Genomic DNA, 15,645 nt, shown 5'->3' with positions numbered 1-15,645 from the left:
CCGGCTCGGCGCTCTCCCCTCACGGAGGTGGGCCGCGGCGGTCGGCGTACGAGCGTGCGCCGACGGCCGCGCGTCACCTTTCGGCGCCCGGCCGGACGCCCGCGGCCGCCGCCGCCTCCAGCGGCGCCGGGCCCAGCAGGACGGCCCTGTCCCCCGGCCCCGGACGCACGGCGCGCGACGCGGTGACGGGTTCCAGCCGGCCGTCGGCCCGCACCACGAACAGCAGGTCGTGCCCGGCGGGGACGTCCTCACCGGGCGCGCCCAGGACGAAACGCGCCCCTCGCTCGTAGCGGGCGGTCAGCTCACGCCGCAGCAGCCCCCGTCCGAAGAGGATGTCCCGGTCGCTGTAACGGGCGACGGCGCCTGCGCTGTCGTTCGGTGGCCCGACCCGGTGGACCGGCTCCTCGACACTGTCCTGCACCACGATCGAGAGCAGGTCGTTGAAGTCGTCGTCGTCGGTGAGCAGGAAGACCGCGGTGATGCCCTCGAGTTGGGCCTTCGGCGCCGTGGCCGTCGCCAGCAGTTCACCGGGGGCCAGCGCCAGCCCGGCCTGTTCGATCCGATTCCGCTGCTCCTCGGGCCCCGCCCACATCAGTACGTCGAGCCCGGCGGACCTCAAGCACCGTCCGAGGCCGACGGTCCACGGTTCGCCTCCCACCAGCAGCGGACGGGTACGGGCCGGCCGGGAGACCCCGAGCCACCCCGCCACCGGCACCGCGGTCAGCGCGTACACCAGCACCGTGCCCACGATCACCAGGAAGGTGACCGGGAGGATGGTGGCCGAGCCGGGCAGGCCCGCTTCGTCCAGGCTGCCCGCGAAAGCCGAAGCGGTGGACGCGGCGACGATCCCGCGCGGGGCCATCCAGCCGATGAACGCCCGCTCCCCGCCCGTGAGCCCGGACCGCGAGGTCGACAGGAAGGCGACGAGCGGGCGCACCACCAGGACGAGCAGGGCGAGGAGACCGAGCGAGGGCAGCAGCACGGGCCGGACGGAAGAGGGCGTGACGGACGCCGAGATGGAGACGAACAGCAGCCCGATGATCAGCTGGACGAGGGTCTCGAAGAACGGGCGCCGGGCCGGCATGTCGAGGCCGCGGAGGTTGGCGACCGCGAGTCCCGCGACGATGGCGGCGATGAGGCCCGTGTCGTCCCGCAGCACATCGCAGCACGCCGACACCGCGACGACGACGGCCAGTTGGGCCAGGGTGCCGAGCGTCTCACCGAGCCGAAGGGTGTGCAGGGCCAGCCACAGCAGCACCGCCCCCACCACTCCGCCCGCGAGCCCCACCACCGCGCTGATCAGAAACTCCCCGACGTGGAAGCCCTTCCCGACCTGGAAGCCGCCCACCAGGATCGAGTGGAACACCAGCGCGCCGAGGATCCCGCCGACGGGGTCGATCAGCGACCCCTCCCAGACCAGGATGCGCCGCACCCGCTCCGACGGCCGGACGTACTCCAGCAGCGGGCCGACCACGGTCGGGCCCGAGACGACGAGGATGACGCCGAGCATCAGGGCTACGGCGAGCGGCACCCCGAACAGCGCCGGGCCCACGCCCAGGACCGCCGCCCAGGTGATCAGCACGCCGAGCACCAGCAGCCGGACCACGACCGAGCGGGTGCGCCCCTTCAGATGCCGCAGCTCGAGGCCGAGCCCGGCGTCGTAGAGGATCACCGCGACGGACAGCGAGACGATGGACGGGAAGTTCTGCGGTGCGAGCCGGTCGGGCTGGACGACATCGGTGAGGGCCCCCGCCGTGAATCCGGCGGGCAGCAGCAGGATCAGCGCGGGCACCCGCAGCCGGCTCGCCAGGATCTGGGAGCCCACGGCCAGCACGACGGTCAGCGCGATGCCCAGGAGGAACTCGTCGGCGCTCAGCACCCTGGGCCCCGTCAGCCGCCGTCGGCCGGGGTATCGGAGCCGCCCTGCCGGAGATCGGCATCGCTGAGGGACTCGAGTTCGCCGTGGGTGTCGAGCCAGTACAGCAGGACGACTGCCGGGCAGACGAGGAGCACCGCGACAAGGGTGACGAAGGCCAGCCAGACCAGCGTCGTGGGATCGCCGGCGGCGTCCTGCACCGTCAGGGAGGTGGGGATGAGGTACGGGCGCTGGGCGAGTCCCCAGGCGATGACGCCCGCCGCGACCACACCGACGGAGGTCGTACGGGTCCATCGCGCGGGATCGCGCACCAGCTGCCAGGCGGTGGCGGCCACGCAGACCACGGCCACGACGACGAAGACCAGCCCGGCACCGTGGGTGAGGCCGTGCCAGACGTGCGGGGCGTCGTTGCGGGTCACGGCGAACGCGGCCGCGCCCAGCAGCACCACGACCGCCAGGGTGCCGAGCGCTCTGCGCCGGAAGTAGCCGACGAGATCGGGCGCGTCGAAGCGCCTGGCGTCCGAGATCAGGAACACCGCTCCGAGGAAGGCGGTCGCCGCGACGGTGAGCAGCCCGAAGAAGACGGAGGTGGGATTGGACCAGGCCTCAGCCGACGGCTCGGTTCCCGGCGCCACCCGGCCCGAGGCGATCCCTCCGACGGCGGCGCCCAGGAAGAACGGGGTGAGCAGTGAGGAGACCGCGAACACCGCGCCGTACAGCCGCCGCCGGGACAGTCGCCGCATGGGCTTGCGCAGGGCGAACCCCGCGCCGCGCAGCACCAGTCCGACGGCGGCGAGCGCGAGCGGCAGCCACATCGCCGAGAACACCGTCTGGAACAGCACCGGGAACCCGGTCCACATGATGACGAAGACGAAGATCAGCCAGACGTTGTTGACCTCCCAGACGGGCGCCATCGCATGGTCGATCAGCCAGCGGGGCCGCTTGCCGCGTTCCGCGCCGCCCGCGAACAGATCCCAGAACCCGGCGCCGTAGTCGGTGCCGCCGGCACAGGCATAGGCGGCCACCGCGAGCAGCAGGACGACGGCGATGAGGTTCGCGGTGGTCATGGTGTGCCGTCCCGTTCGGAACCGGTTCCGCCGGCGCCGGCCGCCGCGGTGTCGTCCCGCGGTGACCTCGGCCGGGGGCCGTAGGGGGTGAGCGTCTCCGGGCCCTCGGCGACGAGTGCGGCGCCGGCTGCGGCGTCCGCCTGCCGCCAGCGGGTGCGCATCGCGAGCAGCAGGGCCAGGAACGAGCCGAAGATGAACACGTACACGACGATCACCAGGGCGAACATCGTCCAGAGGGTGGTGGACCTGGTCGCGGTGACCGCTTCGGCGACCCTCATGTTCTGGTAGACGATCCAGGGCTGGCGGCCCACCTCGGTGGTGATCCAGCCGCATTCGACCGCGATGACGGAGGCGACCCCGGCGCAGGCAGCGCTGCGGAAGAACCAGCGCGAGGCCGGCAGCCGGCGTTTGCGGTACCAGATCCAGGCGTACCAGAGCGCGAGCAGCACCAGCAGCGAGCCGATGCCGACCATGATGTCGAACGCCCAGTGGACGATGGTGGCCTGGGTGGCGTTGGGCCGGTCGGACGCCGGGACGGAGGAGAGTCCGGTGACCTTGGTGGAGGGGCTGAACCCGGCCAGGATGGAGTCGAGTTGGGGGATCTTGATGCCGCCGGAGATGCTGCCGTCGGGATGCAGCCGGCCGAACAGGTACTCCGGCACATGGGTGTCGGTCTCCCAGACGATCTCCATCGCGGCGAACTTCACGGGCTGCTTGTGGAAGACCGCTCGGGCGATGGCGTCGCCGAGTACGAACTGCACGGGGGTGAACACCGCCGCGACCGTGAACGGGACGGTGAAGCCGAGGCGGTGGTAGCGGTCCCTGCGGCCGCGCAGCCAGCCGGCGGCGTAGACGCCCGCCACGACATAGCCGGCGGTGACGAGCATCGCCACCACGAAGTGCCAGTACTGGGGCCCGAACATCGGGGTGAAGATCGCCTTCCAGACGCTGACGTCGACCGGGTCACCTTCGGCGTCGAGCGTGAATCCCTGGGGCGTGTTCATCCACGAGTTGGCCGCGATGATGCCGAAGGCACCGAGCAGCGCGGTCAAGGGCAGCGGCACTCCGAGCAGGAAGTGGGTCCTCGGCGGGAGGCGGCGCCAGCCGTAGAGGTAGATCGCGATGAGGACGGCCTCGAGGAAGAACGCCCAGGCCTCGACGCCGAATCCGATGCCGAAGACATCTCCCCAGCGGCCCATCAGACCCGGCCAGAGCAGACCGAACTCGAAGGAGAGCACGGTACCGGTGACGACGCCGACGGCGAACTGGATCGCCATGACCGCCGACCAGCGCCGGGCGAGCAGCAGCGCGACGGCGTCGTTCTTCCGCAGTCCCCGGTAGTGCATGATCAGGGTGATCAGCGGAAACGCCACTCCCATCGGCACCAGGATGATGTGCGAGGCGAGCGTGAACGCCATCAGCTCTCTGGCCGGGAGCAGTTGGGCGGGTGCGTCGGCCGACGGCAGGGCCGCCAGCAGGTGGACCGCAGTGTGCATGGGTGCCTTCGGTGGTCGGGCCCTTGGACAAGGGCGCGCGTCATCCGCCCGTGGCGAATCCGGGGAAAAGGGTCATTCCTCCGTCGACGAAGAGCGTGACGCCCACCACGTAGTCCATGAGGTCGGAGGCGAGGGCGACGGCGGCGAAGGCGATGTCCTCCGGCTCACCGACCCGGGCGTACGGGATGAGCTGCAGCAGGGCCTTCTCGGCATCGGGGGTGTCCCAGGCGTCGGTGTTGATCGGCGTCTTGATGGCGCCGGGCCCGATGGCGTTGACCCTGATCTTCTTGGGCGCCAGCTCCTGGGCCAGGGTCTCCATCATCATCTGTACACCGCCCTTGGAGGAGGCGTAGTTGACGTGGCCCGCCCAGGGGATGAGCTGGTGCACGGAGCTCATGCAGATGATCTTCCCCGCGGAACGTGACACCTCGGGGACCACACCGCGCCGGAGGAACTCCTTGGTCGCCTCCCTGGCGCACAGGAACTGGCCGGTGAGATTGACGTCCAGCACTTTCTGCCACTGGGCGAGGGTCATCTCCGGGAACGGGGAGTCCCGTTGGAGGCCCGCGTTGGCGACCATGATGTCGATCGTGCCGAACTCCTGGACCATTCGCTCGACCATGGCGACGACCTGGTCCTCCTGGGAGACGTCCGCCTCGTAAGCGGCGGCGCGCACACCATGGCCGGTGATCTCCCGGACGACGTCCTCGGCGGCCTCACGTCCCGCGACATAGTTCACGACCACATCGGCGCCGGCCTGGCCGAGTGCGATGGCCGTGGCCTTGCCGATGCCCGAGTTGGCGCCGGTGACCAGCGCTTTCTGCCCCTTCAGCAGCGGTGGGACCACCCGCGGTGCCGCACTGGCATGGGAACTCACACTGCCTCCTGGTACGTCCCTCCGATGCCGCGGCCCGCTGTATCACGGGCACGCGTCGCACCACGGAAGCACCGGGGCACCCGTCCGGGGGCTCGGGCACACGGCCCGTTGCGCCGTTGGATGGCCGATCTTCCCCCGGCCGGCTCAACCGCTCAGTCGCTCCACGATATGGTCGCCGACCCGCAGGGCGTTGGCGATGGCCGTCAGCGAGGGGTTGACCGCGCCGATGCTCGGGAAGAAGCTCGTGTCGACGACGTAGAGGTTGTCCAGGTCGTGTGCCTTGCAGTTGACGTCCAGGGCGGAGCCGGCCGGGTCGTCACCGAAGCGCACCGTCCCGGCCTGGTGCGCGGTCGCGCCGATGGGCATGCCCTTGTGCAGATAGATGCTGTGTGACAGCAGATGGTGTTCGTGCATACCGAGATGGCCCAGCATGCCCTGCAGTTTGTGCCGCAGCCGGTTCAGTCCCTCGATGTTGTTCTTCTCGTCGAGTGCGAGGTGGACGCCACCGTCACGGTCCAGGGTGACGCGGTTGTCCGGTTGGGGCAGGTCCTCCCCGCAGAGCCAGAAGTCGACCGCGTGGTGGGCGAGCACCTCGAAGGGCATGTCGGGTGACACGGCACCGGCCCAGCGCGGGGCCTCGCCGTGGATCTGTTCGGCGTCCGACTTGCCGAGCATCTGGATGCCGCCGAGGGGGTAGTCCCAGTCGTCGGCCCCCAGATACCAGTCGTGCAGGGCGAGGGTCTTCTGGAACTGGGTGTCGTTGGGTTCCTTCGACACGGCCATCAGCGCCAGGTTGTTGTGCCGCATGTAGTGGCGGCCCACCACGCCCGATCTGTTGGCGAGACCGTCCGGATGATGGTCGTCGGCCGAAGACAGCAGCAGGACAGCGGAGTTGACGGCGCCGCAGGAGACGACGACGACATCGGAGGTGAAGCGGGCCTGCGAGCCGTCGCCGAGTTCGGCGACCACGGTTCGCACACTGCGCCCGGTGGGGTCGGTCTCCAGACGCACCACATGGGCGTTGGTGATCATCTCCACGTTGGGGTGTTGCAGGGCGGGTTCGACGCAGATCACCTGGGCGTCCGACTTGCCGCGCACCAGACAGGGGAAGCCGTCGACACGGTTGCAGCGGATGCAGACGCTGGAGTGGACGGCCCTGCCGTTGTCATCCTGCTGCAGATTGACCCCGATGGGCAGGTGGAAGGGGTGCAGTCCGCGCTTTTCGAGGTCGTCGCTCAGCTGCTGGATGCGCGGCTCGTGCTGGACGGGCGGATACGCGTACTGCGCGCTCACCGGCCCCTCGCCGGGGTCCTCTCCGTGCCGGCCGTGGACGAGGTACAGGTGCTCGGCCTGGGTGTAGTACGGCTCCAGGTCCTCGTAGCGGATCGGCCAGGCCGGGGAGATCCCGCCGTGGTGGCGCAGTTCGCCGAAGTCCTGGGGGCGAAGCCGGAAGAGGGCGGCTCCGTAGAACTTGGTGTTGCCGCCGACGTAGTAGTTGACCTCCGGCGGAAAGGTGTTGCCGTGTTTGTCGTACCAGAACTCGGGGGCGCGGTACTTGCCCTTGACGAAGACGGCGGTGGAGTCCCAGTTGTCGCGTTCCCGCGGCAGGTAGTCCCCGCGCTCGAGCAGCAGCACCCGCTTTCCGGAGGGGGCGATGCGATGGGCGAGGGTGCCCCCGCCGGCGCCGGTGCCGATGATGATGACGTCGTAGTGGGGGAAGTCGTTCATGGCGGTCACCGTCCTCACAGAATGGCGATCGGGTTCACCGGGGAACCGGTGGCGGCGGGCAGCCGCAGTGGTGCCACCACACACAGGAAGCTCCAGCGGCCTTCCTGTGCGCAGACCGGTGCGAGCTCCTCGAACTGCAGATAGTCCATCAGATGCACTCCCATGGCCTGGACGGCCAGCACATGGACGGGGAAGTCGACTCCTTCCACCGCGCTCGGAGCGGTGTCGTTGTTGCCGTCGCCGCCCAGGACCGCGATGCGGCGCCGGGCGAGGAACTCCATGGCTTGCGGGTGGAGGCCGGCCCTGGCCGCGGCGGCGTCCCAGGCTCCGAGCTCCCTGCGCCGGCGGCGGTGGCCGACCCGGACGAGCAGCAGATCCCCCGCCTCGGCCCGTACGCCCTGGGCGGTCTCGGCGGCGGTCAGGTCATCGGCCGTCACCTGGTCGCCCGGCTCGAGCCAGGGCACGCCTCTGGTCCGCGGGATGTCGAGGAGCACCCCGCGGCCCACGATGCCGTTCCTGACGAGGGCGACGGAGAGGGCGGTGGCACCATCCGGTGTCAGGCTGTCCGCGGGAACGCCGTTGTAGAGCGCACCGTCATACATGACATGGCACAGTGCGTCGAGATGGCTGTCGGCGTCCCCGTGCACGTTCATGGCGAAGTGGTCCCGTGCGAACTGCAGTCCCGGGGCGCCGATGTCGTCCGGATCAGGGCCCGTCATCCGGTGGACGGCGGGTTCCGGGCTGTCGGGCCCGGTCCTGGTCTCGATGGTCGCGGCCAGCGACACGGTGCGTCCCGAGGTGACCTCACCGGCCGCGGCGACCACCCGGTCCGGCGTGAGGTGGTTCAGTGCGCCCCGCCGGTCGCCCGGGTCCTGCCGGGTCTCCTCGCGCAGCCGCTCGTACAGGGCCTGAAAGGCGTCCCGGGTCATCCGCGTGCTCATGGCGTCCCCCGCGCACCGGCCGGGTCGGGTTTCGGCGGCGTCGCCTCTTCGGGCACACCGGGTCCGGCGGGCAGCAGCTCCGTGGTGACGAAGGCGACCACGGCACCGAGGATGATCACGGGGATCATGGCGTCGGAGCCGAGCAGCATGACCACGAGGATCACACTGCTGACGGGCAGCCGCAACGCCGCCGCGGTGACCGCGGCCATCCCCGCGGCCATGCCCGGGATGTACCCGAGGCCGGGCAGAGGAGCGAGCAGCACGCCCGTCGCGGCTCCGAGGAACAAGGCGGGGAAGATGGGACCGCCGCGCAGACTGCCCAGACACAGGGCGTAGGCGAGGCCCTTGAAGACCAGGACGGCCACCAGTGCCCCGACACCCCAGGCCTGCGGGTTGTCCGACAGCTGGGCCATCGTCGACTGCCCGGACGAGGCGACGTCGACGGGTGTGCGGTCGGTGATCACGGTGTACAGGGCCGCGCAGACCCCGGCGCCGAGTGCGCAGAGGACCGTGACCGGGAAGGGCCGTGCGGGGACGGCCCTTGCGGCGAGCCGGCCGACCGTCATGATCAGGTGCACCACGACGGCGAGCGCCACGGCCATCACCAGCGTCCAGACCACATCGCCGATGTCCAGGTGGGGGAAGGGCCCCGAGAGTTCGAGCCGCAGGCCCTTGACCTCGAGCCCGGTCCAGCGGCCGAAGCCCGTGAAGACCAGCGCACCGACCCCGCTCGAAAGCAGGGCGGGGAGCATGACGGCGAACAGCTGGGAGCCACCGACCCCGGCCACCTCCATCAGCAGCACCGCGCCGATCAGCGGGTTGCCGAAGATCGCCGCGATGGCCGACGCGGCGCCGGCGGCCCCGAGGAGCGCCATGCTCTGAGGCGTCGCCGGGGCCCGCGCGAGATCGCGGAAGAGCAGGGCGAGTCCGCCACCGAGGGCGATCAGCGGTGCTTCCGGACCCAGGGTCGCGCCGAGCGGCAGGCTCACGAGGGCGGCGATGACGACGCCCGGGAGAGCCTTGGACGAGGTGCCTCCCCCGGCGTGGAGCCCGTACGCGGGGACATGGCCGCCTGCTCCGGGCAGCCGGGTGACGACCAGGGCGACGATGACTCCGGCGACCGGGAGCAGCACCAGTGGCCACCACCACGGCGGCCCGGACCATCCCAGTGCCTCTGGCAGATCGGCCCACATGAGGTGTTCCAGCTTGTGGAGCACGACGAGGAACCAGAACGCGATGAGCGACACGGGGATGCCGATGAGGGCGCAGAACGCGAGTGTCTTGAGATAGCTGGGCGTGCGCAGCAGATCCCGCAGCCGGTCCGCCTCCTCCGGCTGGGCTCCGCCGGCGGATGCGGCAGCCCTCGGCCCCGGCTGTGTCATGGGGGTCGTCCCTTCCCCGGCCCCCCTTGCGATGCCCTGCCGTCCGGCGGTGCGGCGCTCGCGGTGCCCGTACCGCCGGGGTCCGGCTCATACCGAGCCGGGATCCCGCGTACCTCTTGATTCGGTCCACACCGTGGCCAGAGGCCTGGGGCTTCCGGACCGTTGCATGAAGGCCCGCGGCTTCCGGACCGTTGCATGTGGCCCGGGCCCCGCGCCGCGCGGCCCAATCGCTGCCCTGACCCAGGCGATGGTGGCGAGGGTCTTGGCCGCCACGGCCGAATCAGGCGAGGACCTTGGCCTTCTCGGCAGCGAACTCCTCTTCGGTGAGGACGCCCTGGGCCTTCAGCTCTCCGAGCTCCTTGAGCTTGTCGATCTTGCTGCTCATTTCGTCGTCCGGCGCGGTCTGCGCGGGCGGGGGCGGCGGTGGGGCGGCCTGCTGCGGTGCGGCCGGTGCCGCCTGCTCCTGTTGCTGGTCGCCCTGCTGCGCCCAGCGGCCCGCCTGGCGCCGCGAGACTCTGTTGGACACCGCTGTGGCGGTCCCCGCGATCACGGCGGTACGGGCGACACCACGGATGAGTCCTGGCATGTTCCTCTCCCAGTGGATGCGAAATGCGGGAGTCCTGTGAAGTGCGGGAGTCCTGCGAAGGGGCAGGAGTCCTCCCCGCGCGGCTGGGTTCAGACCACCGACGATCCCTGCCCCTCGACCGCGTCCAGCGAGGCGAGCAGCGCCTGCACCGGAATGCGCCCTCCGGCCACCAGCTGGGCGCCGCTGCGCCGCAGGGCACGGGCGAGCGGAGCCGCCCAGGTGTTCTCGTACACGAGGACCGCGGCGGAGTTGCCCGGCTCCAGGGCCGCGCCGGCCTCGTCGATGTCGTCCTGGCCGAGCAGGCCCGACGATGCGCCTTCGAAGACGGTCAGATCGAGCTCTCCGCCGATGTCGGAGAGCTCCATGACCATGACGGAACCGTCGGTGTCCTTGCGGACGAAGAGCAGATCGAGAATGCGGATGATCTGGCGGTCGGCCAGATCGACGAGCAGGGGGAAGCCTTCGCCCGTCATACGGTTGCCGGGAAATTCCACGACCAGGTAGTCGACGGGTCCCATTTCTTCGACGTCATCGATCATGACCACTCCTTGCGAACGCGTCAGCGGTCCGGGGCGGCTCGGTGGCCACGACGCGGCCGGTCCAGGGAGCACGGCACCCTGTCTGCCATTGCAGCACTCGGATGGGTGCTTCGCATTTCCGGCGGGGCGTATCCCTCCCGGGGACGCGACGACCGTGGTCAGGGCAGGTACCCGGTGGCCGGGGCGACGGCCGGGCCGGGGACGGTCGCCGCCGGAGCGGTGTCAACTCGTCAGCTGGTAGATGCTGTTGCCCATCAGCCACAGTCCCAGCATCAGACTGCCGAAGACGATGGCCGGCTCCTGATGACGCTGCAGCCACGCCCGCAGCCGTTTCAGCCGGGCCCCGGCGGCCTCCGGCGCGAAGAGCGTGTAGAGCTCCGCGGCCAGCAGGCTCGCGGTGGCGAGCAGACAGAAGCCGAACAGGGCCAGATACGAGCCGACATGGGACAGGTCGGCCTCGACGACCACCGTGGCGGCCGCGGCGACCAGGCCCCAGGGCTGCAGGAACACGGCGAGTACGGCCGCGGACCACGGGGAGGCGCGGTCGACCCGGGCCGACAGCGAGGGCTTGCGGGCCTTGCGCGCCTTGTCTGCCGTACCTGCCTTGCCTGCCTTGCCTGCCGTTCCGGCCTTGCCTGCCGTGCCTGCCCTGCGGACCGGCGTGCCTTGCCGGCGCTGCCGGTGGGCGCCGTAGAGGACGAGGCCGACACCGATGGCCAGCTTGGCCGCGAGGCCCGCCGTCGAGGGCGGTGACCGGGGCGGGGGCGGATTGCCCCCGGTCACCACCAGCACGATGGCGATCACCGCCACCAGGCTCGCCAGCCAGCCGAGGATGAAGGCCAGGCCCTTCCAGACGCCTTTGCGTGCCGACAACACCAGCACGAACGCCATGATCGGCAGCGGGTCGAGCGTGATGGCGACGGCGATGAGGAGCAGGTCGAGGACCATGGCGCTCCCCTCTTCAGGGTCCCCCGCAGGGTTCATTGCCCACGTACGTACGTGCCTACGGCCGGCCGGGCGCCGCGACACAGGGGCGACCCCGGGTCATGACGCGCGCCGGCGGGACCGGCCCGCTCGCCCGTTCATCGTCACCCCCCGTGATGTCACCCCGCAATCAGAGCGGCACGGCCCCCGGCAGGGCACGCCGCTCCTGTTCTCCGCTCCCCGCTCCCCGTTCTCCGTCCGCCTTTCTCCGTCCGCCGTCCGCCGTTCTCCGAGATGCCGGTGCGGACCGCGTCCCCCACCCTGGACCCAGGGAAGGAGCAACGCCATGACCGACGCCATGACCGATCGTGGACCGGCACCGTCGGCCGTGGGCCGTGCAGCACGGGATCCGGGTGCGGCACCGGTCCGCTGATGGCGCCCTCTCCGCCGGGAACGGGTCCCCCGGAACCCGATCCCCCGGGCAGCGGAGCCCCTCGAGGCCGGGCGGGCTTCCTGCGCCCGTCATGGTGGACGGCCCGGTTCCGTACCTACGGCGACTCCGCGCGTGGCACGGTCACCCGGACACAGCAGCGCTTCCCCGTGGTGACGCGTCTGACGGCGCGCATGATCGCGGTGAACATCTTCGACTCCGCGACACGGCTCGCCGCTCAGTGTTTCCTCACCGCGATCCCCCTGCTGTTCGTGGTGGGCTCCTTCGCCCCCGAGGCCGTACGCAAACAGCTGACCAGCTCGTTGCAGTCGGTCCTCGGGGTCTCGGGGGCGGTGCAGGAGCAGCTGGAGCATGTGTACCGGTCGACAGGCGGCGACGGTCTGCGCCATGCCACCGGCGTCGTCGGCGTGCTCATCGTGCTGCTGTCCGCCACGGCCTGCAGCCGGGCGATGCAGCGGCTGTGCAAACGTGCCTGGCTGATCCCGAGGACCGGGACCAAGATCGCCGCTTGGCGCTGGCTGGTGTGGATCGTGGTCTGGCTGAGTGTGCTAGTGGTGCAGGGGCCGGTGCGCGAAGGCTTCGGCCTCGGCCTCTGGCTGGCCGTGCCCGTCACACTGCTGACCCAGACACTGCTGTGGTGGTGGTCCCAGCATCTGCTGCTCGGCGGTCTCATCCGCTGGCTTCCGCTGCTGCCCGGCGCGGTGCTCACCGGCGTCGTCACCACCGCGCTGTCGATCGGCAGCGCGTACTACATGCCCCGGGCGCTCAACCGCAGTCTGGAGGAGTACGGATCCCTGGGACCGGTGTTCACGGTCCTGTCCTGGCTGATCGTGTTCTGCGTCGCCATCGCGCTCGGCATCACGGCGGGGGCGGTTCTGGCACGGGAGCACTGGCTGGCGCGGCACCTGGGCACGCCGGAGCCCGGCACCGTGGAGCCGGGCGGAGGCTGACCGGCCGACAGGGAGTGGGTGAGCCATAGTTCCCGAGTTCCGCGTTCCTCCCCCAGGCGGCCATCGCCCAGAACCTGCTCGACGACCAGTCTGATGACGCTCCCTGCGTTCGGCCCCGGGAGCTGTCGCCGTGGACGCGCCGCCTAACTTGACTCTGTCGGGGATCTTGAGGATCCCCGGCGGGGCAGCATGATCAACGGGCATGCTCGGCTCTGTTCAAGGACCGATGCAGTTGTCGAGGTGCCCGTTGTCGCTCCATGCCCGCTCTGGTGAGCAAGTCCCTTCTCTGACCGTACAGATGGCGCGAGCGAGCAACCCGGGCGGTACAACGGCGATGTGGGTGAGAGACCACCTGGGCGGGCTGTGGCGTGACGAAGACTTCGCCGACTGGCTACCCGCGCGACGGCCGCCCCGGGCTCTCGCCTGCCCAGCTGGCCACCGTCTGTGTGCTGCAGTTCCTGCTCGTCTGTCCGACCGGCAGGCGGCCGAGGCGGTTCGCTGCCGCATCGATTTCAAGTACGCGCTGGCCATGGAACTGGACGATCCAGGCTTTCACCACAGCGTGCTGGCCGACTTCCGCGAGCGTCTCACCGAGGGCGGCCGAGCCGACCGTCTCCTCGACCTCGCGCTCGCGCGCCTGAAGGAGGCCGGTCTCGTCCGCGAGCGCACCACCCAGCGCACGGACTCCACCCACGTCCTGGCCGCGGTGCGCGACCTGACCCGGCTGGAGCTGGTCACCGAGTCCGTCCGCGCCGCGCTGGAAGAGCTGGCCGGCACAGCTCCGCACCTGCTGGCAGGCCTGGTCGACGAGGAGTGGGGGCGCCGCTACGGCCGTCCGGTCCGTCTCGGCAAGAACCCCACCCGCCCCAAGACCAGGATCCTTGCCACCGGCGGCGACGCCGTCCGGCTGCTGGAGCACGTCGGGGAGCATGGGGCGGATCGTCTGTCCGGTCCCCAGGTCCAGGCCCTGCGGCAGATCATGGTGCAGAACTACTACCGCGACGGGACCGGCCGCCTGCGCTGGCGCACCGCCGAGGACGGCGGGCTGCCGCCCTCGGCCGTCACCGTCGTCTCGCCCTACGACCCGACGGCCCGCTACGCGCGCCGCGGACATGTCACCCGTTGGAAGGGGTTCGTCGCACATCTCACCGAGACCTGTGATCCTGACGGCGTCAACGTGATCACAGATGTGGCCACCACCGACGCCACCGGCTACGACGCGAAGGCTCTGCCCGGCATCCATACCCGGCTCAAGCGCCGCGGGCTGCTGCCCGCCGAGCACCTGGTCGACGGCGGCTACACCTCCCTGGTCCATCTGGAGCAGGCAGCCCGCGAACACGAGGTCACGGTCACCGGGCCACTGCCGGTCAACTCCACCCGCCAGCACCGCAAGAACGACGGCTTCGGCCGCGACGACTTCCACATTGACTTCGACCGCCAGCAGGTCACCTGCCCGCAGGGCGAGACCAGCGCCGGATGGCACGGCCCCTATCCGACCTCCTCACCCACCGCGGCACCTCTGATCGTGGCACGGTTCACCAAGAGCCAGTGCCGCCCCTGCCCGGTCCGCACCCGCTGCACGACCACCACCGACAGCGCCCGAACCGTGGGCTTTCCCCCGCGAGAACTCCGTGACCTGCAACTCCGAGTCCGCGCCGAACAACAGACACCCGAATGGCAGGCCCGCTACGCGGTCCGCTCTGGAGTGGAAGGCACCATCAACGAGCTCGTTCACGGACACGGCATGCGCCGCTGCCGCTACCGGGGACAGCAGAAAGCCCACCTACAGCACGTGTTCACAGCCATCGCCGCAAACATCGAACGCCTCAGCCGACGGCCGCCGACCGGACAAGCACCTTCGTCCCGGCCGCCGACCGCCTTCCAGAACTTCCTGGACCAGCACGGGATCCCCCGGCCGAGGTCTTGGCGGTCCGCCAGAGACTGAGCGGACGAGACCAAGATCCCCGACAGAGTCAAGTTAGGGTGCGGGCATGATCTCGTCTGGATACCTCTCCGAACTGTTCTCGCTGGACGGCCGGGTCGCCGTGGTGACGGGCGGCAGTTCCGGCATCGGCCGAGCCATCGCCGGGGCCCTCGCGCGAGCGGGGGCGAGCGTGGTGACCGTGGCGCGCAAGCAGCCGGAACTGGCTGCCACGGTCAACGAGTTGGCAGCGGAGGGCTGCCGGGCGGCCTGGGTGAGCGCGGACCTGAGCACCCGCGACGGGGTGCGCGCGGCTGCGGAGCAGGCAGCCGCGGTGTTCGGCGAGCCCGACATTCTCGTCAACAGCGCCGGGATCAACCTGCGGCCGCGGATGGACGAGCTGGGCGAGGAGGTGTGGGACGCCACGATGGCGGTGAACCTGGAAGCGCCCTACTTGCTGGGCCAGCGGTTCGGGCCCGGCATGGCCGAGCGGGGCTTCGGACGGATCATCCACATCACCTCCCAGCAGGCGCACCGGGCGTTCGTCCAGAGCGGCGCCTACGGAGTCTCCAAGGGGGCGCTGGAGTCGCTGGCCCGCTCTCAAGCCGAGGCGTGGTCGCCACACGGCGTCACCTGCAACACCCTGGTGCCCGGCTTCGTCATGACCCCGCTCAACGCGCGGTTGTCCTCCGACCCGGAGAAGGTGGCGGCGCTGGCCGCGCGCACGATGGTCGGGCGCAACGGCCTGGCCGAGGACTTCGCCGGAGCGGCGGTGTTCCTGGCCAGCCGCGCCTCCGGCTACGTCACCGGCCAAGCGCTCTTCGTGGACGGCGGATTCTCCGTTCACTGAGCCCAACACGGAGCTGGCATCAGATCGGGCAGACCGCCGATAGCGAATGAGTATCCT

At 70.5% G+C, this 15,645-nt stretch carries 13 protein-coding genes; 3 read left to right on the top strand and 10 right to left on the bottom strand.

Annotation, left to right across the window (positions count from 1 at the left end; translation table 11 throughout):
• Positions 1-73: 73 nt before the first annotated feature.
• The 10 genes from ACTWOL_RS30605 to ACTWOL_RS30560 all read right to left on the bottom strand — a co-directional run bounded on the left by ACTWOL_RS30605 (position 74) and on the right by ACTWOL_RS30560 (position 11,440).
• Positions 74-1,879, bottom strand: coding sequence for a cation:proton antiporter (locus ACTWOL_RS30605; protein ID WP_474300090.1), 1,806 nt, complete (start codon positions 1,877-1,879; stop codon positions 74-76).
• A gap of 11 nt (positions 1,880-1,890) precedes the next feature.
• Positions 1,891-2,943 carry a cytochrome d ubiquinol oxidase subunit II gene (locus tag ACTWOL_RS30600; RefSeq protein ID WP_474300089.1) on the bottom strand — a complete coding sequence of 351 codons (1,053 nt, stop codon included), beginning with the start codon at positions 2,941-2,943 and terminating at the stop codon, positions 1,891-1,893.
• Entirely contained in the window at positions 2,940-4,439 is a 1,500-nt protein-coding gene (locus tag ACTWOL_RS30595) for a cytochrome ubiquinol oxidase subunit I (protein WP_474300088.1), read from the bottom strand. Before ACTWOL_RS30595 ends, ACTWOL_RS30600 begins: the two co-directional genes overlap by 4 nt.
• A 40-nt stretch (positions 4,440-4,479) precedes the next feature.
• Positions 4,480-5,316 (bottom strand): SDR family oxidoreductase, encoded by an 837-nt coding sequence (locus tag ACTWOL_RS30590; protein ID WP_474300087.1) that lies wholly within the window; start codon positions 5,314-5,316, stop codon positions 4,480-4,482.
• A 144-nt stretch (positions 5,317-5,460) separates the two neighbouring features.
• On the bottom strand, positions 5,461-7,044 hold the full coding sequence (locus ACTWOL_RS30585; RefSeq protein WP_474300086.1) for a GMC oxidoreductase: 1,584 nt from the start codon (positions 7,042-7,044) through the stop codon (positions 5,461-5,463).
• Between the two features lie 14 nt (positions 7,045-7,058).
• Positions 7,059-7,985 (bottom strand): cyclase family protein, encoded by a 927-nt coding sequence (locus ACTWOL_RS30580; protein ID WP_474300085.1) that lies wholly within the window; start codon positions 7,983-7,985, stop codon positions 7,059-7,061.
• Positions 7,982-9,367, bottom strand: a complete 1,386-nt coding sequence (locus ACTWOL_RS30575; protein WP_474300084.1) for a chloride channel protein — start codon at positions 9,365-9,367, stop codon at positions 7,982-7,984. Before ACTWOL_RS30575 ends, ACTWOL_RS30580 begins: the two co-directional genes overlap by 4 nt.
• A gap of 280 nt (positions 9,368-9,647) precedes the next feature.
• Positions 9,648-9,953 carry an SHOCT domain-containing protein gene (locus ACTWOL_RS30570; protein WP_474300083.1) on the bottom strand — a complete coding sequence of 102 codons (306 nt, stop codon included), beginning with the start codon at positions 9,951-9,953 and terminating at the stop codon, positions 9,648-9,650.
• An 89-nt stretch (positions 9,954-10,042) separates the two neighbouring features.
• Positions 10,043-10,492, bottom strand: a complete 450-nt coding sequence (locus ACTWOL_RS30565) for a DUF6325 family protein (protein WP_474300082.1) — start codon at positions 10,490-10,492, stop codon at positions 10,043-10,045.
• Between the two features lie 222 nt (positions 10,493-10,714).
• Positions 10,715-11,440, bottom strand: a complete 726-nt coding sequence (locus ACTWOL_RS30560; RefSeq protein ID WP_474300081.1) for a GAP family protein — start codon at positions 11,438-11,440, stop codon at positions 10,715-10,717.
• A 576-nt stretch (positions 11,441-12,016) separates the two neighbouring features.
• Here ACTWOL_RS30560 and ACTWOL_RS30555 point away from each other — a divergent pair.
• From ACTWOL_RS30555 to ACTWOL_RS30545, 3 genes are all read left to right on the top strand, one after another.
• Positions 12,017-12,817: a YhjD/YihY/BrkB family envelope integrity protein gene (locus ACTWOL_RS30555; RefSeq protein ID WP_474300080.1), complete on the top strand. Its 801-nt coding sequence runs from the start codon at positions 12,017-12,019 to the stop codon at positions 12,815-12,817.
• 202 nt (positions 12,818-13,019) lie between these two features.
• Complete coding sequence (locus ACTWOL_RS30550) at positions 13,020-14,762, top strand: IS1182 family transposase (RefSeq protein ID WP_474294634.1); 1,743 nt, start codon at positions 13,020-13,022, stop codon at positions 14,760-14,762.
• Between the two features lie 46 nt (positions 14,763-14,808).
• Complete coding sequence (locus ACTWOL_RS30545) at positions 14,809-15,588, top strand: SDR family NAD(P)-dependent oxidoreductase (RefSeq protein WP_474300079.1); 780 nt, start codon at positions 14,809-14,811, stop codon at positions 15,586-15,588.
• Positions 15,589-15,645 lie beyond the last annotated feature (57 nt).

This window comes from Micromonospora sp. IBHARD003 (assembly GCF_056106285.1).
Note: the sequence above shows the minus strand (reverse complement) of the source record. Positions and strands in the feature narration are given on the sequence as shown.